The 21,923-nt window shown below is 50.6% G+C and carries 20 protein-coding genes and 1 tRNA gene; 7 read left to right on the plus strand and 14 right to left on the minus strand.

Annotated features, from left to right (window positions below; translation table 11 throughout):
* Positions 1-47 precede the first annotated feature (47 nt).
* The 4 genes from idi to CHU32_RS05755 are packed head-to-tail and all read right to left on the minus strand — an operon-like array spanning position 48 to position 3,465.
* On the minus strand, positions 48-596 hold the full coding sequence (idi, locus tag CHU32_RS05740; RefSeq protein WP_103675126.1) for an isopentenyl-diphosphate Delta-isomerase: 549 nt from the start codon (positions 594-596) through the stop codon (positions 48-50).
* A gap of 53 nt (positions 597-649) precedes the next feature.
* Positions 650-1,366 (minus strand): DUF554 domain-containing protein, encoded by a 717-nt coding sequence (locus CHU32_RS05745; protein WP_103675127.1) that lies wholly within the window; start codon positions 1,364-1,366, stop codon positions 650-652.
* A gap of 20 nt (positions 1,367-1,386) precedes the next feature.
* The gene (locus tag CHU32_RS05750) at positions 1,387-1,968 is read right to left on the minus strand and encodes a UbiX family flavin prenyltransferase (RefSeq protein ID WP_103675128.1); all 582 of its coding nucleotides are present in this window, start codon (positions 1,966-1,968) and stop codon (positions 1,387-1,389) included.
* A 12-nt stretch (positions 1,969-1,980) separates the two neighbouring features.
* Complete coding sequence (locus tag CHU32_RS05755) at positions 1,981-3,465, minus strand: UbiD family decarboxylase (RefSeq protein ID WP_176691635.1); 1,485 nt, start codon at positions 3,463-3,465, stop codon at positions 1,981-1,983.
* Between the two features lie 213 nt (positions 3,466-3,678).
* Here CHU32_RS05755 and CHU32_RS05760 point away from each other — a divergent pair, with 213 nt between their 5' ends.
* The 3 genes from CHU32_RS05760 to CHU32_RS05770 all read left to right on the plus strand — a co-directional run bounded on the left by CHU32_RS05760 (position 3,679) and on the right by CHU32_RS05770 (position 5,529).
* Positions 3,679-4,581: a LysR family transcriptional regulator gene (locus CHU32_RS05760; RefSeq protein WP_103675129.1), complete on the plus strand. Its 903-nt coding sequence runs from the start codon at positions 3,679-3,681 to the stop codon at positions 4,579-4,581.
* Positions 4,582-4,674: 93 nt separating this feature from the next.
* Complete coding sequence (actS, locus tag CHU32_RS05765; RefSeq protein WP_103675130.1) at positions 4,675-5,376, plus strand: amidase activator ActS; 702 nt, start codon at positions 4,675-4,677, stop codon at positions 5,374-5,376.
* A gap of 79 nt (positions 5,377-5,455) precedes the next feature.
* Positions 5,456-5,529: transfer RNA gene (locus CHU32_RS05770), tRNA-Gly, on the plus strand.
* 72 nt (positions 5,530-5,601) lie between these two features.
* On the opposite strand, the gene CHU32_RS05775 is transcribed toward CHU32_RS05770, so the two are convergent.
* From CHU32_RS05775 to CHU32_RS05800, 6 genes are all read right to left on the minus strand, one after another.
* Positions 5,602-6,882: a hypothetical protein gene (locus CHU32_RS05775; RefSeq protein WP_103675131.1), complete on the minus strand. Its 1,281-nt coding sequence runs from the start codon at positions 6,880-6,882 to the stop codon at positions 5,602-5,604.
* A gap of 130 nt (positions 6,883-7,012) precedes the next feature.
* Positions 7,013-7,516, minus strand: a complete 504-nt coding sequence (locus CHU32_RS05780) for a toll/interleukin-1 receptor domain-containing protein (RefSeq protein ID WP_103675132.1) — start codon at positions 7,514-7,516, stop codon at positions 7,013-7,015.
* 30 nt (positions 7,517-7,546) lie between these two features.
* Positions 7,547-8,515: a hypothetical protein gene (locus tag CHU32_RS05785; protein ID WP_103675133.1), complete on the minus strand. Its 969-nt coding sequence runs from the start codon at positions 8,513-8,515 to the stop codon at positions 7,547-7,549.
* Complete coding sequence (locus CHU32_RS05790) at positions 8,512-9,114, minus strand: hypothetical protein (protein ID WP_103750805.1); 603 nt, start codon at positions 9,112-9,114, stop codon at positions 8,512-8,514. Before CHU32_RS05790 ends, CHU32_RS05785 begins: the two co-directional genes overlap by 4 nt.
* Positions 9,115-9,201: 87 nt before the next feature.
* Positions 9,202-10,068 carry a class A beta-lactamase gene (bla, locus tag CHU32_RS05795; protein ID WP_103675135.1) on the minus strand — a complete coding sequence of 289 codons (867 nt, stop codon included), beginning with the start codon at positions 10,066-10,068 and terminating at the stop codon, positions 9,202-9,204.
* Between the two features lie 63 nt (positions 10,069-10,131).
* On the minus strand, positions 10,132-11,961 hold the full coding sequence (locus CHU32_RS05800; RefSeq protein WP_103675136.1) for a glycoside hydrolase family 15 protein: 1,830 nt from the start codon (positions 11,959-11,961) through the stop codon (positions 10,132-10,134).
* Between the two features lie 422 nt (positions 11,962-12,383).
* Here CHU32_RS05800 and CHU32_RS05805 point away from each other — a divergent pair, with 422 nt between their 5' ends.
* From CHU32_RS05805 to CHU32_RS28785, 4 genes are all read left to right on the plus strand, one after another.
* Positions 12,384-13,613: a sensor histidine kinase gene (locus CHU32_RS05805; protein ID WP_103675137.1), complete on the plus strand. Its 1,230-nt coding sequence runs from the start codon at positions 12,384-12,386 to the stop codon at positions 13,611-13,613.
* A 15-nt stretch (positions 13,614-13,628) separates the two neighbouring features.
* Positions 13,629-14,681 (plus strand): response regulator, encoded by a 1,053-nt coding sequence (locus tag CHU32_RS05810; RefSeq protein ID WP_103675138.1) that lies wholly within the window; start codon positions 13,629-13,631, stop codon positions 14,679-14,681.
* Between the two features lie 131 nt (positions 14,682-14,812).
* Positions 14,813-15,994, plus strand: coding sequence for a methionine adenosyltransferase (metK, locus tag CHU32_RS05815; protein ID WP_103675139.1), 1,182 nt, complete (start codon positions 14,813-14,815; stop codon positions 15,992-15,994).
* 20 nt (positions 15,995-16,014) lie between these two features.
* Positions 16,015-16,482, plus strand: coding sequence for a BMC domain-containing protein (locus CHU32_RS28785; RefSeq protein ID WP_103675140.1), 468 nt, complete (start codon positions 16,015-16,017; stop codon positions 16,480-16,482).
* A 402-nt stretch (positions 16,483-16,884) separates the two neighbouring features.
* Here the strand turns inward: CHU32_RS28785 and CHU32_RS05825 are convergent, their stop codons facing one another.
* From CHU32_RS05825 to CHU32_RS05840, 4 genes are all read right to left on the minus strand, one after another.
* Positions 16,885-17,787 (minus strand): DUF7973 family transport facilitator, encoded by a 903-nt coding sequence (locus CHU32_RS05825; RefSeq protein ID WP_103675141.1) that lies wholly within the window; start codon positions 17,785-17,787, stop codon positions 16,885-16,887.
* Between the two features lie 116 nt (positions 17,788-17,903).
* Positions 17,904-18,821, minus strand: a complete 918-nt coding sequence (locus tag CHU32_RS05830) for a glycyl-radical enzyme activating protein (RefSeq protein ID WP_103675142.1) — start codon at positions 18,819-18,821, stop codon at positions 17,904-17,906.
* A gap of 98 nt (positions 18,822-18,919) precedes the next feature.
* The gene (gene grpM / locus CHU32_RS05835) at positions 18,920-21,463 is read right to left on the minus strand and encodes a glycyl radical diol dehydratase GrpM (RefSeq protein ID WP_103675143.1); all 2,544 of its coding nucleotides are present in this window, start codon (positions 21,461-21,463) and stop codon (positions 18,920-18,922) included.
* 158 nt (positions 21,464-21,621) lie between these two features.
* Positions 21,622-21,921: a BMC domain-containing protein gene (locus CHU32_RS05840; protein ID WP_103675144.1), complete on the minus strand. Its 300-nt coding sequence runs from the start codon at positions 21,919-21,921 to the stop codon at positions 21,622-21,624.
* Between the last annotated feature and the right edge of the window lie 2 nt (positions 21,922-21,923).

The following is a 21,923-nucleotide window of genomic DNA, read 5'->3' on the forward strand; positions in this document are numbered from 1 at the left end:
TCTGGTGTACTGAATGAGCCCCGGCGTTTAGCGCGTCGGGGCTTTTTTTATGCCGTGTAGATATAACGTTGCAGTGCGTCGCGCGCGTCAGCAGACGATGCCTGCTGGACCATCCACGGGCTGAACGCCCACGGCGTGACGGCCAGCGCATGAAACATCTCTTCCAGTGCGATCCACTGGCAATCCATTACTTCGTCGGGATTCGGCTGGATGTCGCTGATAACCTGCGCGGCATAGACCGGGCAAACTTCGTTTTCCATAATGCCTGAAGGGTCGGTTTCACAGTAGCGGAAGGCCGGATAGACCAGCACCGGACTGGCAACGTCGACGCCAAGCTCGAAGCGGCAGCGGCGGAAAATGGCTTGTTCAAAACTCTCTCCCTCCTGCGGATGCCCGCAGACCGAGTTGGTCCACACGCCGGGCCAGGCTTTTTTGCTCAGCGCGCGGCGCGTCACCAGAAGCTGTCCCTGCGTATTGAACAACCATGATGAAAAAGCCAGATGTAGAGGCGTTGATGCCGTATGAGCCGCATACTTTTCCAGCGTGCCGGAGGGACTACCCTGTGCATCCAGTAAAATGACATGTTCCTTGATCATGGATACTCCTCAGCCAAAAAGGACCCGAGGATTTGCTCGGGTCTTCATAAAAATCAGCCGACAAGCGTAGCCCAAAAATGCGAGAAAGGCATTACCAAAACCAGTCCTGGCAGCATATTTGCGACAGGAAACATTTTGATATTACAGATACGCAGGCCCGTTGCGACCATCAATAACCCACCCGCACAGGAAAAATCGGCCATCATTTGTGGAGTAATCATAGGCAGGATGAATACTGCGAGCATGGCGAGAGCAATCTGAATAATTACTTGTGGAATTGCTATCGTCATTACCGAATAGCCTAACAAGGTGGCAAAAATACCTGCCGTAAATAGATCAAGAATGGTTTTGATATAAAGGATTGATGGATCTCCACTCATACCTTCCGTCATTGCGCCAAAAATACCGGTACCACTGGCGCAAAATAATACCAGAATAGCAACGAATTTTTCGGTAAATTCCTCATGCGTTAAACCTGGCACGGCGGGAAGTACTCTGTTGATTATTCCACGGGTGGATCCCGCTGCTTTCCCGATTCCTTTTTCCAGATGCAATACTTCGCCGATGATCGCGCCGATCACCATGGCCAGTACCACGGCGGGCATATATTTTACTTTTAATACCAGCGTAATACCAAGACCGACCGAACATAGCCCGAACGTCATTGGTAGCGCCGTTTTAACACGTTCAGGAAGTTTTCCCCCGGCGAACGCTCCCAGCAGCCCGCCAATAATTACTGCCGAGCCATTTACATATGGACCAATTAACATTTTGAATTTTCCTTTGGATATTAACGATCGTGATTGAGTTTGCCTTCCCCCCAGCGTGGGATTGTATTTATCTCAAGATCGAAAAGATCCAGAGCACGGCTCACGCTATGGGTAATAATGGCGTCCACCGTGGGCGGACGTTGATATAGCGCCGGAACGGGCGGAAAGATGATCCCCCCCATTTCGGTGACCGCCTGCATATTGCGAATATGCCCAAGGTTGAGCGGCGTTTCTCGTGCCAGAAGCACCAGACGTCGCCGTTCTTTTAGCACCACGTCTGCCGCCCGGGTCAGCAAATTATCGGTCAGCGCGTGCGCAATAGCCCCCAGCGTACGCATGGAGCAGGGGGCTATCAGCATTCCCACGGTTTTAAACGATCCGCTGGAAATTGACGCACCTAAATCGCCGATGGGATGCACGACATCGGCCATCGCCATCACTTCATCCAGACGGTAATCTGTTTCCAGCTCGCAGGTTTTTTCTGCGCCCTTCGAAATGACCAGATGAACCTCTGGCGGCAGGGGCTGAAGAAGTTCCAGCGCCTTTACGCCATATTGAAAACCTGATGCACCGCTGATGCCGAGGATGATGCGTGGTTTCATCGTCAGCGCTCCTTAGCTGAAGTCCGGCAGGAAGCGTTTGACATCTACTTCTTTGAATTTTGAACGTTCAAAATTGTGCTTCAGATGGAATGGTACGGTGCAGTCGAATATCGTTTTACAGGACATTCCTTGTTGCAGTATGGACGGGCTATATTCAGGTACCTGCGACGGGTCAAGCGGATGGCAGCGCACGCCGGGGATAAATACAGTATCCACATCGCCCTGATAGCGTGTTTGCATCGCCCACATCACATCATCGCTGTCGAAAATGTCCACATCTTCATCCACCAGGATAACGTGTTTCAGTTCCGGGAAAGCGGAGAATGCCAGTAGCGCTGCCTGACGCTGACGGCCTTCATCTGCCGGTGAGGTCTTTTTAAATTGCAACACGGCCAGTAATTTGCCGCCGCCCGCGGAGTGCGCGAAAACATTAAGCAGCTTGCCCGGCATGGCGCGTTCCACCATATCGAGAATGCTGGCTTCCGTCGGGATCCCGGCCATATTGACGTGTTCCTCGCCAGGACCGACAGTGGTACGCCACATCGGATTTTTACGGTGAGTAACGGCCTTCACCTTAATGACCGGGATCGCCTCTTTCGCTTCACCGGTGTAGCCGGGAAACTCCGGCATCGCTCTTCCCGTCCGGGTGTTCTGATCTTCCCGCACACGCACAGTTGGCAATAACTCGCCTTCAATAACGATCTCGGCATGCGCAATGGCTTTCTCATTGATGGTCATGCATTGCACCATCTCTACCGCATGGCCGCGAAGTGCACCGGCAATACTTAATTCGTTGAAGCCCAGCGGGGTGGTCGGTGGTTCAAAACAGGCGGCGATCTCAATGGCGGGATCGACCCCGATGCTGATAGAGATTGGCAGCGGTTCACCCATTGCCTCCGCTTTCATGCGGAAAGCATCAATATGACGTCCCGGCGTCAGCCACATTGAGAGTTCATCGCGGCTTTGCACACACAGTCGGTGAATGGTGATATCGGATTCATGCGTTTGCGGATCGGAGGCGTAACACAGCCCCATGGTGATGTAAGGACCCGCGTCTTCTTCTGTATTGGTCGGCGCGGGCAGCAATTTACGCAAATCAAAATCCGGGTCGCTTGCCAGATGCACAACCTGCTGGCAAAGCGCGTTATCCTCTATCGTTACCGGAGCGATAGCGTGTTGTACTGAATCCTTCAGTAAATGCCCCAGTTTTTCTGGCGCGCAGTTCAAAAAATGACCGACACGCTGGCGTGAGCCGTTAAGCCCGATAGCAACGCTAATGTCATTAAAGCCTTTGATTTTATTGAATACCATGACCGGTCCATTTTTGCGTGTTGGACGCTGGCAGGTGCCGCCTGCGCCGACGTAACGATAAACGCCGGAAAGCTCCGCATGGGGGTCAACTTCGGTACTGGTTTCGACATATTCACCGGGCAACGTTTTGAGTAACGCGAGCGCAGAACGTAAATCATGTACCACTTTATTATCTGAATTTGCCATTATTGTTCCATCCGTATGAAAAATGATGGCTGATACACTATTTTTTCCCTGTGAATAAGACAAATACCGTTTACCAGAGGCAAGGTAGATCAAAAAAGTTAACTTTATCGAAATGTTAATTTTTTATTAATTAATACCTGTTTTGCTGATTTACAGGGAATATTTACTTTTGGCATAGAAGTGGGATACTGCTGCACGGCAAAGAGAGGAATTATGGATCTTAAAAGGTTACGATATTTCTGTCGGGTGGTGGAGCACGGTTCGGTAAGCCAGGCGGCGAAAGCACTTAATATGGCGCAGCCACCTTTGAGTAAACGCATTCAGGAACTGGAAGAGGAGCTTCACGTCGCCTTATTTATTCGCCGGGGCAATCGTATAGAACCCACCGAAGCGGGATATTTCCTTTATCGAAAAGCATGTGAAATATTACGTCAGGTTGAAGATACGGCGCGAGAAACGGTGGAAATAGCTCATCAGGATAAGTTTCGTTTGCGAATAGGCTTAACACATTTGTTTCAGAGCTATTTTAAGCCTTTGCTTCTTGAGTTATATAAGCGGCACCCGCGTGCGGAGATCAATATCTCCGTTACCGATTCCAGTCACCTGGAAACAATGCTGAACGAAGGCGCGGTAGACCTTGCACTTATTCAGCGACCTTATCGCAGCGAAGGTTATGATTTTGTCTCTTTCGATCCGGTCAGGCTGGTGGCGGTGATCAGTAAAAAGTGTCTGGCTGAGAAACCGCAGGAGCCTTTTGACTATCATGCGCTGGCGGCATTTCCGTTAGTATTACTGCACCGGGCGAAGGATTCAGGCACCTACGAGATACTCCTGGATCTTTTCCGTAAAGGGGGCGTAACACCGGATGTCATTATGCACATCACCCAGCCGGGGGTGATCCTCGACTGGCTGGAATCCGGGCTGATGGCGGCCACTCTGCTGCCGTCCTCTGAAGTTGAGGCGGCTAAGCTATCATGCTGTCACGTCGTCGATCTCTTTCCCTCGCCGCAGATTTTCTATCCGGCGCTGGTCAAAATTCCAGGGATGCCATGGCTGCCGCAGATAATGGAAATCATCACTTGCGGCTATCCTTTTCAACCTCCTGAGACGGTTTAATGACGGCTAATCATTGGCATCTCTTCACAGGCTGCTATCATAAGCAACCTGACTTCACCGTATTGGGGATTTGCTTTGCACGCAGGAAGCCTGATGACTCGTTCTTTTTGCCTGATGTGTTGCCTCGTGGTTGCACTGTTTCTGGCTGGCTGCTCGGGCAGCTCTGACTCCGACGGCAACGTCTATACCGTTAAGCGTGGCGATACGCTTTCTCGTATCTCGCGGCTGACCGGGACCAGCGTGCAGGAACTGGCGCGATTAAACAATATTTCTCCGCCCTATACCATTGAAGTCGGGCAGCGCCTGAAAACAGGCAGCAAAACTACCGCCGGCAAAAAGTCGTCTAAAAGTACAAAGACCGCCTCCCGTCCCTCGTTGCCACCAGTCTCCTGGCCACCGGTCGGCGATCGCTGCTGGCGCTGGCCGACCAGCGGTAAAGTCATCCTGCCTTACTCGTCAGCCGACGGCGGTAACAAAGGCATTGATATCACTGCCCGGCGCGGACAGCCGATTTATGCGGCGGGTTCAGGCAAGGTGGTGTACGTCGGCAATCAGCTCCGTGGCTATGGCAATCTGATCATGATCAAGCATGGCGAGAACTACATCACTGCCTACGCGCACAACGACACGCTGATGGTCAATAACGGGCAGAACGTGAAGATTGGGCAGCAGATTGCGACGATGGGCAGTACGGATACGGACTCCGTGCGGCTGCATTTCCAGATCCGCTACAAAGCGACGGCCATCGATCCGCTGCGTTATCTGCCGCCGCAGGGCAGTAAACCGAAATGCTGACGGTGAATTAATCGCCAGTCAAACCAGCAGTCCCTTGCTAACAAGAGCGTAAGGTTTATAATGCCTTACGCACTTCAAAGCGGGCGTAGTTCAATGGTAGAACGAGAGCTTCCCAAGCTCTATACGAGGGTTCGATTCCCTTCGCCCGCTCCAGTTTTCCAAATCACCTCTTAGCCTCAGAACGTCCCTCCCTGGACCTTCCTCTACTTTGCCAATAAACCGTTTCTACCTTTTCATCGCCTCAACCAGCCTCTGTCGGTCGGATTTGCTTAAATTCCCCGCCAGATTATCCAGGTCTTGCTGACTTAACTGCTGTGGCAAATAGGGCAGCAAAAAGATCGCTGCTGATAACCGGCTGTCGCCCGTCCCATCAAGCATATTAACGGCGTCATCGACGCTGATTTTAGCGGGCAAGACGCTGCCCAGTGCTTCTATCGTGCGACGACGGGTACTGTTCTTGGTTGGGCTTAAAAGTGTCAAAATCGAGGCGCTATCCTGATCTTTGGCGAGGCGCGGAACCAGCAAATAAACGCCGTTGTACCAAGAATCATTCATGCCTTTTAACATGGCTTCCGTATCGCTTCCTTTCAGGCCAGCAGCTAAATGCGGTGCCACCGCTTCCAGACCGCGTGAACGGGAGCTGTTTTGTGTACGGCCCAGCAACTGCGCGCCTTCAGCCGCCGTCAGATTTTCCGGCAGCCTTGGCGAAAGCGTATAAAGCGTGGAGGTCCAGCTATCATTAGTATTTTCGAGCAGTTTCAGCGTACCGGAAAGCGTCAGCGTATTCGCGAGCGCGGGCTGCATCGCTTCAATGGTATTGTTGCGCTGGCTATTATTAATAGAGGTCAGCAGCATACCGAAACTGTCTTCCGGGAGAGGCTGTGGCAGTAGATTTACCAGCGTGCGAATGGCTCCGCTGCGGCTGTCGTTCATTGGCCTGAGGATTTTCTCGACAATGGCCAGGTCAAATGGCGCAACGCCTTTCGGGGCCAGACTCTCAAGCATTCTTGCACGACTTGAAGACGATGTTGTTCCCAGCAGTGCCAGAACTTCTTCATCTTTAAGATTGTCGGGTAACGCCGGATTTAGCGTATTGACCGTAGAAGCCCAGCTATCGCCGGTTAAATTCAATAACTTCAGCGCATCAGCAACGGCAATGGGCTGTTCAGTGAAGGGCAGTAGATTCTCAATCAATCGGCTGCGCTGGCTATTGCCGGTGCCGCTCAATAGCGACAGCATCTGTCCGGCACTGAGCTTTTGTGTTTCCATGAGCGGACTTTTCTGTAATACCTCAACGCGATCGCTTGCACGCAGTTGTTTAGTACTGGCGACCAGAGCATTGATGTCGCCCGGTGCGGCGTCGACTTCAGGTATGGCAGAGGTGGCAGTCGTCGCTGGCTCTGATGACGAAGTAGCGGGCGTTTCCGGTTCACTGCGCGGCGGCTTTTTGGCGAGCGCTGTCTTAGCAGTGATCGGGGCCGCTTCTGGCGCGGGTGTTGATTGCATTGTTTGTGTCTGCTGAGGCGCATCGTTCTGAGAGGTCAGCGTGAAAACACCAGCAATCGCTAACAGCGCCACCGCACTGACACCGATATAGATTTTGGTATTAGATTTAGGTGACTCAGGAGGCGTTTTCTCAGGCAGAGGATTTTTTTTTTGTCTGAGGTGGCGTGGTAGTTTTGGTTGATGCCGGATTGTCCACTACGATAGACGGTTTTGCACCTGACACATGCAGTTTACTGGCGGCAATCTGGCGGAGAAGCACCTCCGTCAGACGGGTCATCGTTCCCTCATAGTTAGCAAATAAATCGAGAAATTGAGAATTAGTCAAACTGTATTCCAGCGCATTACGCGGAACAACATCTTCAATACGCACCGGTATCACAGGTTTGCTTTTGCCGCTGGCGATGGCCATTTCACGAGGAATTTCTTTTGAATTATTGGCGTGATCGCTAAATAACAACACCATCGCTGGAGCTGCCTCAAGCGCGTCGACTATGGACTTCTGATAATCGGCACCCGGCTCAATGTCACGGGAGCTTATCCAGCAAGGAACGCCACGCTTCTCTAGATCGTTAATCAATCGATACGCCCAGTCCCGGTCCCGTGAGGAGTGGCTAATAAAAATAGGTGATGGCATGTCTATCTCTTTCCTGAAATCAAAATAAAGTCATAATGGCAACTTGCTGGAACTGGTGAATATGTACCACTTATCTCTGTCGTCCAGCACTATATCAAGGAACTGCTTAACCTTTTTGCGCAGCTCCGCGTCATCATCCAGTAAACGTTGCTCATTAGTGACCAGTCCTTGTGCAAAGTTATCCAGCAGGAGTTTTGTCTGGTGACACTGCTGCGCTAGTTTTTCATATTCAGCAGTGGAGGCAATACCGTGGCAGCAGGATCCAAGTGCGGGAAGAATGGCGGAAAGCGCGGAAAGCGCCGCAGAGTGAATAAAAAAGTGCGCCAGGCAGCAGAGTAGCGTCAGTATAAAACTCCATTTGGCGATGGCGTGCAGGCGGTGCTGAATAAAATGATATTCGTTTTTTTTCTGGGTATTATAGGATAGTTGTCCGCTGACCAGCGTCTGCAAGCAACGCAACATGGCTTCTGTTGAGGGAACAGATGCTGCCAGTACTTCTTTGGGAATATTATATTTACGGATCACATTATCTGGCTTAAGCCAGGCAATTGCATCCTGATAGCGTAAAATTTCACTGATCGTGCGATGCCGCTGCCATTTTCCCCGCCAGTTCTGAAACAAGATACGGCCAGAACCATTGTCTTTATTCGACATCCCAGAGATATAAATGGCGACAATTAAAGCAATAGCCATCAATTCCAGTAACACAAAAATATAACCATAGTGATGGAGTGTTTCGTCCTGGAGCATACCTGAAATAGGAATAACCGCGAATACTACGGCGAGGAAGCCAAGGGTATAGCTCAATAAAACACCGCCACGGAATAAGCAGCTGTAATGATGCGATTGATCTTCATGCCAGTTTAGATCACGCCATGCATCTGCATTAAGCGTCGGCTCAAGCTCGCTGGCATGGTTTTTCAGTGATTGACTGTGTTTCTTTAAATAAGCGTTATGCCGAATAGAAACTTGTTTAAGCATAAAGTGTAAAGGGTTCATTTTTCCTGCGCTATGTCCAAAGATATTAATTTGCGTTGAGTGGTTATTTTTCTGTTGCCCAATTTCTGAAAATAATGATATTGCTCTTCATTCACCGAAGCTTTCAGTGAATCAAAATCCTGAAATAATTGGGTAATCTGTGCGGTGCCGCCCATGCCCAGTGCAGGTTTTCCATTCCAGGCAGAGAAAAGAACATCGGACTGATTTGCGATATAGACCCCAACGCTGAGGTATTGAAAATCCCGTCCGCTGGTCATGGGCTGCACTTCGCTGTCCGTTAGCCATGGGCAACGCGGTAAGGTAAAAACCGTGTGTGCTTTTTCAAGTAGAGTATGAAATTCCCTGATGGTATCTGGAAAATCCTGCTCATAATTTTTTTGCTCAAGAGGAAGTGGTACGCTATAAGGAATACCTAATTGTATTAATGCCTGGGCAAAAATACGGTCTGCGCCGTCGGCGAGAGGGGTCAAACCGTCTACTAGCGTCCCACTGGTGTATAATAACTCCCCCTGACGTAATAGCGTTTGCAACAGTTTCTCAGGATGCGGTATACGCCGGTGCCCGGTAATCCCCCAAACTGTTTTTTTCTGCGCAGACATGTTAAGCACCTTATCTTCAGGCTATTCACACGACAGATTACAGGATGTAACTGACATTGCAACTGCCAAAGTCAATAGTCCTTATCTCTATTTTGCAGGAGTGTTAGCATTAAAAAGCTGCCTGCCAATATCCGCAATTGCCGCATCTGCCGCTTTCATGGGCATGTTGGTTTGGGTGATATAAATCGCCAGATAAAACGGCGGTTTCTCCGGCGGATAAACGGCGGCAATAATCGCGCGTGAGCCATGGCCGCCCGCTCCTGTTTTATCGGCTATCGCCCAGCCTGCGGGCAGCGTGGCGCGTAACAACGCGTCGGCCACTTTATCGTCCCGCATCCAGGTATCCAGCATTTTACGATCGGCCTGCGAGAGTGTGTCTGAAGCTAAAAGTTGATGTAATGCCAGCGCCATATTTTTCGGCGTTGAAGTATCCCGCACATCGCCGGGCGTGGCTTCATTCAGCGTTGGTTCAGTGCGATCCAGACGGGTAACGTGATCATCGATGCTGCGCATGAATTGCGTGACCGCTGGAGGACCGCCGAGATACTCAAGCAGACGATTAGCAGCGGTATTATCGCTGTAGCTCACCGCTGCGGAACACAGCGTGCGCAGGGTAAGGGTGGCTGGCGACAGATGATTTTTCGTTATCGGGGAATATTCCAGTAGTTTCTCTGGTTGAATAGAAACCGTCTGCTCCAGCGAACCGCCGCTTTTATGCAACTTGTCGAGCAGGGCGGCGCAGGCCAGTACTTTAAACGTACTGGTCAGCGGAAAACGTTCATCCTGCCGCCAGCTAAAAACAGGGACACCGTGTTCATTGACTACTGCCATGCCGATTCGGGCGTTCAGGCGCGTTTCATATTGTTGAAGGACATTTGTTATGGCTGACGAGGCGGCCTGAACCGGCGGGAGCAGTGTAAAAAGTGTCAAAACCATGATGGCGAGGCGTTGCATATTTATGTCTCTTCCTTTTATTGATTGAGAAATGCAACGGCCAGCATAGCAGCACTGAAGCCATCATGGCTGCCACGTTTGCTCCTTCCCGGACATCTTCTTGTTGAGATAATATGCCGCGCTAATCAGCGCCAGGTGTGACAATGCCTGAGGGAAATTGCCCAGCGCGTGACCCCAGGCATCAAACTCCTCGGCGTAAAGTCCAAGGTGGTTGGCGTATTTCAGCGCTTTCTCGAATTCTTCCCGCGCTTCATCCAGCCGGTCCGCACGGGCAAGACATTCGATATACCAGAAGGAACAGGCAACGAAATATCCTTCTTCGCCATGAAGTGAATCGGCTGGCGTTTCGCTGGCAATGTAGCGGCGCACCATACCATCGCGCACCAGCTTAGTTTTGATCGCATCAAGGGTGGCAAGCCAGTCAGGATCTTTGGCGCTGACGAAGCGCAGTAACGGCATCAGCAGCATTGACGCGTCCAGATCGGTACCGTGACGGGTAGAGGTAAAATGCCCCTGTTTCTCATTCCAGAAGTTTTTCCAGATATCTTCGCGAATAGCCTGACGCGCGCTTTCCCAGCGCTGGTACGGCATCGATAGTGAGCGCTTTGCTCCGAGGCGCAGCGCGCGATCCAACGCCACCCAGCACATTAACCGCGAATAGAGAAAATGTTCGGCTTCACCGCGCATCTCCCAGATCCCGGCGTCGGGGGTATTCCAGATATCACAGACGTGATCGACCAGTTTGATGACGTGCTCCCACGCCCGGTGAGGGATGCCATCTCCGTATTTTGTCGCCAGATACAGGGTGTCCAGCAGTTCGCCATAAATATCCAGCTGCCGCTGTTTATATGCATCGTTACCGATACGCACCGGCACCGACTCACAATAACCTTTTAAATGCGTCAGTTCTTCTTCGGTAAGCTCGGTGCTACAGTCCATTCGGTACATCACCTGTAATTTTTCAGGATCGAAACGGCTGGCTTCCATACACCGCCCCACCCAGCGGCCAAACGCGGCGGCTTCATCGACATAACCAAGCCGAATCAGGGCATAGCAACTAAAAGAGGAATCGCGTATCCAGGCGGCGCGATAGTCCCAGTTGCGTTCGCCGCCGAGCAGTTCGGGAAGGCCGAAGGTCGCAGCCGCGGCAATCGAGCCGTAGGATTTTGAACTGAGCAGTTTAAGCACCAGCGCCGAGCGAATAAGAATTTCATGCCAGCGACCTTTGTATTTGTTTTTGTCCACCCACTGTTGCCACCAGTTCAGGGTGTTCTGCTGGTGCTGCACAACATCCTGTTTTTTCCAGCGTTTCACCTCATCTCCACCGAGTATGAAAAATGCCTCTTCGCCAGCGCTCAGGGTAAACGTACTGTCCAGGAAACCGTCTTTTTCATCTAACGGGATGGACGTTCGTAAGGTGATTTTGTCGTCATTTTCACCCTGCCAGACCACAAATGTCTTATTCACCTGGGGAGAGGGGGCGTTTCTGGCATAGTCGAAATTTACCCGGCATTTCAGGTTAATACTGGCTTCGCCCTGATCCACCCTCAGACGGCGAATGATGCAGGGCAGGGCGTCGTTCTGCTCTCTAATCGGCATAAAATCGGTCAATTCAACGATCGCACCTTCCGTGAGCCAGCGCGTCTGAAGCAGATTGCTGTCAGGCAAATACGACTGAAGCGCCCGCCATCTGTCCCCTTGCGGCGACAGAGAAAAAAAGCCCGCCCGTTCGTCATCCAGCAGCGAGACAAAAAGTGAAGGACTGTCCAGGTCGGGCCAGCAAAGGAAATCGATAGCGCCGTCGGACGTGACTAACGCACAGGTGCGTAAATCACCGATGATCCCGTGGTCGCCTATAGGCCTTAATGATTGTCTGTGCTTATTCTTTTTCATATGAGAATGAGCTTAGTACAGTGTGCGTTAATTGAACAAGCACCATGGCAATTTTTGCCAAACAGTTTGTGAATAATTGGTGAAGTACGGCAATCCATTTTGAATGTCGGATCAGTACTACTGGCACTAACCCAGGAAATAATAATCAGCCTAAATAGTACTTCGCCATTAAATAATAATGTAATGATGACATCGCTAAATAAAAAAGTTTGATGCTGTTAATCATATTAAAGCGTAATAACGCCCCCTTTTATTACGACTGCCGTGAAAGGTTTTTATTAATTTTAAAACAAACATAAAACATATGGCCATTTTACTTCACAAGCTGGCAACAATTAAATTTGGCTTTGTGAGCGGATTCATAACTTTCACATTATAGGTCAGGTATCATTTTGACTTTATAAGGCAAACGGGTGGAGAACATGCATACAAACTATAAATTACATGAATTTCTCGATGTCGATCGTTTGCAAACATTGCAGGACAACTTCAGTCAGTCAATGATGATTGCACTGGTGGTGGTCGATCAGGAAGGCGTACCCGTTACCCGTCCGAGTGGTTTCTCCGATTTTTGTGCTCGTTCCCGAATGAATGCGTCCCTGGCCCGCCATTGTTATGACAGCGATAGTGCTGGTGGCGAGGCTGCTATGCGCGCCGGGAAACCGGTTGTCTATCGCTGTTATTGTGGTTTTGTTGAGTTTGCCGTGCCCATTATGATTAACGATCATTATCTTGGGGCATTTATCTCCGGTCAGGTGAAAGTCGAAGAAGAAAAAGAACAATCTATTCCCTATATTCTCGACAATAACCGCCTGTGGCAGGAAAATCCGTGGCTGACAGAACTGCATCACCAGTCGCAGCGTATGCCCTATGAGCGATTTGAATCCACCGCGAACACACTGTTGCATGTCGCTTCCTATCTTGTTGAACAGGCTCATGCCAATAATATTCAGCGTGAGTTACGGCAAAAAGATCTGGAATTAACCAATGAATTACGTAAACGCGTTGAGATTGAGCGTTCACTGCACGAAGCGGAATTCAAGGCGCTGTCCTACCAAATCAGCCCCCATTTTTTGTTTAATGTGCTGAATACGATTGGCCGCCTCGCCTTTCTTGAAGACGCCAGCCGTACTGAAACCATGGTGCATGATTTTTCAGACATGATGCGTTACCTGCTGCGTAAAAATAATAATGGCCTGATCACCCTTGGTCAGGAATTGAATTACGTTAATTGTTATATGGCTATCCAAAAAGTCAGGATGAATGACCGCTTTGATTACGCCTGCCATATTCCGGAGAAATATAATGCGGTGGTTTGTCCATTTTTAATTCTTCAGCCGCTGGTAGAAAATTTCTTTAACTATGTCGTGGAACCGCGAGAAACCAAAAGTCATATACAATTACGGGCTATTGATGATGGCAAAGACGTCATTATTGAAATTGCCGATAACGGTGATGGTATTTCTGCCGAAGGTATACAGCATATCCTCTCCGGAAATCAGAATCGCCAGAAGGGTGGGATTGGTATCCATAATATTAAAAACCGTCTGCAACTTCTCTTTGGGGAAAATTACGGTTTACAAATTTCCAGTCCTCATAAGCCAATGCTTGGCACAACCATAAGAATGCGATTTCCTCTGTTACCCGCCTGATACCGGAGCGTGAGAATGTACAATATTGTTATTGTGGAAGATGAGTCGATTGAACTGGAGTCGCTGAAGCGAATCGTCTCCCGCTGTGTTGATAACGCCGTGATCCATGAAGCCTCCACAGGGAATAAGGCTATTCAACTTATTGATAACTTGGGTAAAATAGATATGATGTTTGTCGATATTAATATTCCATTACCCAACGGTAACCAGGTTATTGAATATCTCAAACAGAAAAATACCGATACCAAAGTTATCGTAACTACTGCTAACGATGATTTTGACATCGTGCGGCATATGCTCAGTCTTAAGGTTGATGATTACCTGTTAAAGCCGGTCAAACAAAGCACCCTGACGGAAACGATTCTCAAAACGCTACAGGTCGATGAAAGCAAGGCAAACGAAACGCGTGAATTAAGGCAAACCATCGCCGATCTTATTAACCGCTGTGACTATCCGGGTTGGCATACCTTTTTATTCAGCGCGCTGGATGCGGCCAGTTCAGGGCATGCATGCAGTGATGAACACCCGAAAGCGATGATCGACGTTCTTGAATTAACGCAGCAGCATCTGGCAAGCCTTGGCGAAAAATTCGTTTCCTGTCGTAATCATATTGCCGCTATTGTGCAGACGATGCACCAGCACAAGGTCACTCCACACAATTACTGGCAGATAATGAATCAATTGCTCGAGGTGAGTCATGCTCTGTTTGAGCTAATGATGAAAAGTATTAGCGGTAATATGGATTTTGTTGCCAGAGCCAGATTTCATATCGAGAGTAACCTGCTCAACAATATTACCCTTGATGATATTGCGGCCAGGGCATTTGTCAGCCCGTGCTATTTGAGTCGCGCGTTTAAAAAGAGTACCGGTGCCGGGTTTTCTAATTATATTACCACCCGAAAAATCACCCTCGCAAAATCATTACTCCAGTTCAGCGACTTAAAAGTGAATACGATTGCACTTGAACTCTCGTGGCAGGATGCAAACTATTTTTGTCGCATCTTCAAGAAAGAGACGGGTATCGCGCCGTCTGATTATCGCAGGATTGTCTCAGGGGAGGCCTGCTAAGCTGGCTGGAATTTTTTTGCACTCGCTTCTCTGCCAGCGCAAAAAAGTGCGCTAAACCCGCAAGATAATGTACTCCCCCGCCAGGGCGGGGCCGCTAAGATAAAATACTCTCTTACTAAAGTGGCCCAGCCGTGGAAGACTACCTTTTTACTTCTGAATCCGTTGCCGAAGGGCATCCTGATAAAATGGCCGATCAGATTTCTGACGCGATTCTGGATGCCTGCTTGTTAAACGATCCTGCCGCCAGGGTAGCCTGTGAATGTCTGTTGAAAACCGGTGCGGTAGTCGTGGCGGGCGAAATTACGTCTACCGCTAATATTGATATCGAACAGGTCGTGCGGGCGACCATTAAATCTATTGGTTATGATCATTCGCTGAAAGGATTCGATGCTTCCACCTGTGCGGTAATAAGTATGGTTGGCAAACAGTCACCGGATATCGCCAGCGGCATACAGGCCGCCGATCCGCAACTTATCGGTGCAGGCGATCAGGGGATCACCTTTGGCTACGCCTGCAATGAAACCCCGCAACTGATGCCGGCCGCATTACAATATGCCCACCGGCTCATGGAGCGCCAGGCGCTGCTACGCAAAACGGGTCGTCTCAACTGGTTGTTACCAGACGCGAAAAGCCAGCTCACCTTACGTTATCAGCAAGGTCGGGTGCTGAACGCAGATACCGTGGTGGTATCCACGCAACACCGCCCTGATATCCCGCTGGCGCAGTTACGTGAGGCGGTTATCGAAGAGATTATCAGACCTGTACTTCCTGCCCGCTGGCTGACAGAAACAACCCGCTTTTTGGTTAATCCGGCAGGACCGTTTATTCATGGCGGTCCTGCGGCCGATTGCGGCCTGACCGGGCGGAAAATTATTGTCGATACCTATGGCGGTGCCGCCTGTCACGGCGGCGGCGCTTTTTCAGGCAAAGATCCGACTAAAGTCGATCGTTCCGCGGCCTATGCGGCACGCTATGTCGCCAAAAATATCGTTGCCGCCGGGCTGGCGACGCGTTGCGAAGTGCAGCTTGCCTGGGCGATTGGCGTTCCAGAGCCAGTCTCACTGCGTATCAATACCTTCGGCACCGCGCAGCTCGACCAACAGCAGTTGGTCGAGCTGGTGCTGCATCACTTTGATTTAAGCGTTTACGGCATCATCAGGCAGCTCGATCTGCTTGCACCCCGCTATCGTCAAACGGCCTGCTACGGCCATTTTGGCCGCGAAATATTTCCATGGGAAAACACGGACAAGGCAGCTTTGCTACAGGACGCAGCGGGTGGTCATTGTGTTCGTCGTCTCACAAATCACATTTGAATGTATAACAGGAGAAAGCTATGTCCGGGCAGAGTTTGGGCTTAATTGAAACCGTCGGCCTGGCGGTGGCGGTAGAAGCGGCCGATGCGGCCATGAAATCCGCGAATGTCGACTTGATCGGCTACGAGTTGAGTAAGGGCGGCGGATTAGTCACCGTGAAATTAACGGGAGAGGTAGGCGCAATCAATGCCGCGGTGGCGGCTGGCGTGGCATCAGCCAGCAAAATTGGTAGCGTGTTCGCCTGGAAGGTCATTGCGCGCACGGCCTCTGGTATTGATAGTCTGCTGGAATCAGAAGAAACTCGTGGCCTTGTAAAACAGCCGCCCGCCGTCGCTTCAGAGGATATTGAGCAGACTATTCCGGTACAGAATCTGGAGCCTGAGGTGGACGCGTCTTCATGCATGGCGATGGGCGAAGAAAAGCAGGACTCTGTTGGACAACACGAAGGTAAATCATCACGTCCACGGGTGAAAAATACCCGGCGTTAATAGCCTTGAGATGAACGACAAACGTTATCCCGTGGAAAGATGCCTGGCGGCGCTGCGCTTGCACAGGCCTACGATTTACTCATAATTCATTGATTTTCAAAATATTGCAGGCCGGATAAGGCGCAGCCGCCACCCGGCAAAACGGCGCGCCAGGCGGTGGAAAGATGCCTGGCGGCGCTGCGCTTGCACAGGCCTGTGATTTACTCATAATTCATTGATTTTCAAAACATTGCAGGCCGGGTAAGGCGAAGCCGCCACCCGGCAAAACGGCGCGCCAGGCGGTGGAAAGATGCCTGCGGCGCTGCGCTTGCACAGGCCTGTGATTTACTCATAATTCATTGATTTTCAAAGAATTGTAGGCCGGGTAAGGCGCAGCCGCCACCCGGCAAAATGGTGTTGCGCTTACCACAATGGCACCAGGGCGAAGAAACCGATCATCGCGAGAATATTAATCAGGCTGGTCATCAACGCGATGGTCATTGCCGGTGGATCGATATGCGTATCGCCATGGATCAAAAACAGGCGTGATACCAGCTCGCCAATCAGCGCGCAAATAATTCCGGTCAGCGCCGCCCATAGCAGGCTATGTGAGGCAATGGCTGCAAGTGCCGCCGGTAATGCGATGTGGTGCGAGACCGGAACCTGAGTATTAAAATGAAGAAAAATCAGCGAGCTGGCGGAGATGCCAAATGCCAGTAGCGCGCCGTTAGCGCCAAATTTGAGTCCCAGATAGCCCGCCAGCAGTCCGATGCCCAGGCCCAGTACCGACAGCTGAGGGATACGGCTGTGATAGGGCATCCAGCACTTATCCTGCGGTGGGTAGCAGCGACGAATGCCCGTATCAGGTTTGCCCAGCAGACCCGTTTTACCAAACGCCAGACGGGTAATGAACCCGGAAATGACCACCGTTAAGGCTACGGTGTCGGTCCATGGGCTGCCGGAGGGCAGGGCGAATTGATTAAGTCCCCAGGCAATGACGTAGCCCAGCGCGCCAAAGACGCCGCCCACCAGCAGCACGTCATACGCGCCCAGTCCGCTCAGGCCCGCCGTGATATCGCGTCCGGAGGCCAGTTTCCCGCGTTTCGCAGCCCAGGCCGTTGCGGCTACCCCGGCGGCAAAGCCACCGGTATGCGGGCCAAACATGCCGAAAGGAAAGTCGATAAAATCGGTGGCGCTGCCGGTGGTAATTTGTGCCACCGTCATGGCAATAACCAACAGGCCGACAAATTCAAATGCCGCCAGTGCGCCGATGGCAGCACCAAAAATGCCACCGCCAAAGGCGATTAATATATCTAAACCATTCATCAATAATAACCTCAGTAATATAGGGTGCGGGTAAGTTTCAGAGAAAATTAATAACAGGTGGATAGTTTTTATATTTTGTCAGGTTAAACCCGGAATAATCGTATTCCGGGAGGGGGTTAGCCGCCGATGTGACAATGAAAGCCCATCGATTCAATAATTTTCTTCAGCTTTTCGATTTTATTTTCAGCCAGCGAAGGAGTATCGCCCATCGGGTAAATTCTGCCAAGCAACGTATATTTATTTTCACCAAAGGTATGGTAAGGAAGTAAGTGAATGGTATCAACGCCAGACATTAATTTGGCGAATTCGGCAATGCTACGAATTTCCTCTTCATTATCATTTACACCCGGCACCAGCGGGATACGAACAATGACTTTGGTAATAAATGAAATTCTCAGCAGATTTTCGAGAATTCGGCTGTTATTAACCCCGGTATTCTGCTCGTGAACCGTTGGGTTAATCGCTTTAATATCGGTTAACGCTAAATCAATCCATGGGAAAACGTCTTCCACGACCTCTTTAGTCGTGAAGCCGGTGGTCTCAATCGCCGTATGCCAGCCTTTTGCTTTACAGGCTTTAAGTAATTCACGAGCGAATTCCGGCTGCGCCAGCGGTTCGCCACCCGATAATGTTACGCCGCCGCCGGAACGGCGAAACAGGTTCTCTTCTTTTTGCAGTTCGCGAATGACCTCATTGACGGTCATTCGTTTGCCTTTCATTTCCAGCGCCTGCGTCGGGCATACTTTTGTACACTCACCGCACTGCACGCAGCGTTCACGGTCGACAAAATATGGATTGTCTGGTGACAGTGCGTTTTGCGGACATACCTCAATACATTTCCCACAGCGGATACAATCATTTTTTTTATAAATTAATTCGGGCTGTGGACGTTGCGACTCCGGATTACTGCACCATTTACAGGCCAGCGGGCACCCTTTAAAAAAAGGGATTGTACGGATCCCCGGGCCGTCGTGCAGGGAATAGCGTTGAATATTGAATAAAACGCCTTCCGTATCGTATTCGACTCTATTCATTACATTACTCGTTATAAAGGCGGCGTGCTAACCAGGTTAGCCGCCGAAAATCAGCTTTAAAAAAGGCCATGGAAACCATGGCCTTCAGACAGGAGGTATCAGAACTGTTGTTCGGTACGGCTGATAATATCGTCCTGAACTTCTTTCGCCAGCACCACAAATTGCGCGCTGTAACCGGCGACACGAACGACCAGGTCCTGATGCTGCTGCGGATTTTTTTGCGCTTCTACTAACGTATTACGGTCAATCACGTTGAACTGAACGTGCATCCCTTTTTTATCAAAGTAGTTACGTACCAGTCCGCCGAAATGATGCAGCCCCTTTTCTCCCGCCAGCGAAGACGGCAGGAATTTCTGGTTGTACAGCGTGCCGTTAGAGGCAATGAAGTGATCCAGTTTGGCCACCGAGTTAGCGGCGGCAGTTGGGCCCTGCGTATCTTTGCCCTGACGAGGTGAAACGCCGTCGGCCAGCGGCTCTTTCGCCAGGCGACCATCCGGCAGCGCGGCAACATCTTTACCAAACAGAACGTTAGCAGAAACCGGATAGATACCCGCCTGGAAACGTCCTCCGCGCGGGTTGGTGTATTTCTCGACTTCCTGGCAGTAAATCAGGGCACACTGACGGGCAACCAGATCCACTTCATCAATATCGTTACCAAAGCACGGCGTGTTCTCCAGAATATGACGAATCTCTTCAAAGCGGGAGCTGTTGCCGGACGGCGCGGTGCCGGTAGCGGAAAGCTGACGGTAAACCTCGTTTTTAATCGTCGCCGGATCGAGTGAGCCATCACGCTCAATGATCTGCTTCACAATCGCGTAAATTTCCTGCTCGCCCAGAGACGACTTCGCTGGCGCGCTATGGGCATTGCCGCCTACCGGATAACCAAAGTTAGCGTCCAGTGCGCCTTTCAGCTCCTGTAACGTCAGTCTGCGGTCTTCAAAAACCTGTTTTTGAATGGCATACACCGAGTCGCCGGTATCGGCGATACCGAACGCCTGCGGGCCGGTAAAGTTATAAATCGCGCCGCCTTCCTGAAGTGATTTCCCCCGTCCAATACAGTCATCAACCATTGCGGAGAGGAAAGGCAGCGGGCAGCGTTCGCCGTGGGCAATATCCACGCTATTACAGGCCTCAACCAGTTGATGAACAAAATGCGCCATCTGCTTTTTAAAGGCGGTATAAAAGTCATCAAGGCTGGCGTACTGGGTCAACTCGCCAGTTGCCGGGCCGAGCTGTTTATTGCCTGAACGACCGTTATTCAGGGTGATTTCCAGCACTTTCGCCACGTTAAAGAATGCAGCGTCGTGCCAGCCTTCCGTGCGGTGCGGTGCCTGAGGTTCTACACAACCAATGATGCAATAATCGCGCGCATCACGCAGCGAAACGCCACGGTTTTGCAGCGCCGGAATAATGACTTCATCGTTATACATCGCCGGTACGCCGAGGCCGAGGCGTACCAGTTCACAGGCGCGGAAGAGGAACTCATCCGGCGTGCCCTGCCAGACGCGAATGGAAAAAGAAGGCTGAGGCAGACGAACATGCGCAGTGGCCTCCATACACATATAGGTCAGCGGGTTGGTGGCGTCACGCCCGTCTTCGGTCTGGCCGCCAACGCACAGGTTCTGGAATACCGCATATCCGGCAAACGCCTGGGCGGAGACTTCATCACGGGTTTTGTTGATGTCGTTAAGTTTAATCCAGCAGCAGTCCACCAGCTCCTGGGCAAATTCCGCATCAATGTTTTTATCGGCCGCCAGGTAGGGATACATATACTGGTCGAAGCGTCCGGGAGAAATAGAGTGGCCGCTTGATTCGATTTGCAGCATGCTCTGGATAAACCAGAAGGTCTGGCAGGCTTCCCAGAAGGTGGTCGCGCCATGTTCCGGTACGCGGGTGCAGTTTTGCGCAATCTGCTCCAGCTCACGTTGGCGGGCAGGATTGCGCTCTTCACGCGCCAGGCGGGTCGCTTCCTGGGCATAGCGGTGGGCAAAGTTAATCGCCGCCTGATAGCTCAGAATGACCGCATGATAAAATTGCTCTTTTTTAATATAGTCTGGCGCGCTGCGGTCCAGATTTTCACGGGCGCGAGTGACTTCCTCAATTACGCCGCGAAAACCAATTTTCAGGATTTTGCCATAATCGACGCTGACGTGGCCGACGCCACCATAGAAATAGTTGCCGACGGTAAAAACACCGTTACCCATACTCTCTTTTGTCGCGTCAGACATATAAGAGGCGGCCAGTGAACTGGTGGTTTTACCCGGCCAGTATTTAAATGCCTCGTGCAGGTCTTGAGCGGTTTTTTTCGGAATAATAAATGGATCGGCGATACGATGTTCCATCGTATCAAATTCTTTTTCAACCCAGTCATAAGAGAATTCCGGGCAAATTTCGGTAGAGCGCGGATTAATGGTTACCGCCCCGACAATTAATTCGTCAGGGCGAATCGTGACCGGTAATTCATTGAATATTTTCTCAACTACTTTTGCCCGACGCATAATCGCGGGCAGATGTTCATTCTCTTTGTAAGCCGCCGTTGCCAGCACTGCACGCTCAGATTCCACGTAAGGTTTAGCATTCAGGATAACGTTTTTCAGTCTTACGACACGGTCTGTCGGATTAGTAAAGCCTTTCTCTAACATACAATAACTCCCGAAATGATATTGGCGTGATGCGTTTATCACGCCGGAATTTTTTTTGCCTGACGGCAGTACCGGGATACGATAATAATAAGGTCGTCTGGCGCTATATAATTAATACTTGAAAGTGTCTAACTCTCTGTGCTGCTAATAATGCGCTCTTAGAATGTATTACTGTCATCCTCAATAATACGTATCGCTTCGTTTACTGCCGCAACTTCACCAAATATTGCCAGCGTCGTAATATGTTGCGGGCAACTACCAAAGATTTCTGATACCGCAACATTGGCGCTTTTGCTGGCCCGGTCAGCAAAAAAGTAAAGATCCGGAACGGGCAGCATAATCAATCCGATGGCATCAATGCGGAACCTGTCCAGCCGATTACGAGACTCCGAGGGCATGCGCCGCTTCAGCATCGCCAGCGTTTCCGGCGTCGGGGCGTTGATAATGCGTGTTTTCATCT

This window comes from Superficieibacter electus (genome assembly GCF_002915575.1).
Classification (GTDB): Bacteria; Pseudomonadota; Gammaproteobacteria; order Enterobacterales; family Enterobacteriaceae; genus Superficieibacter; species Superficieibacter electus.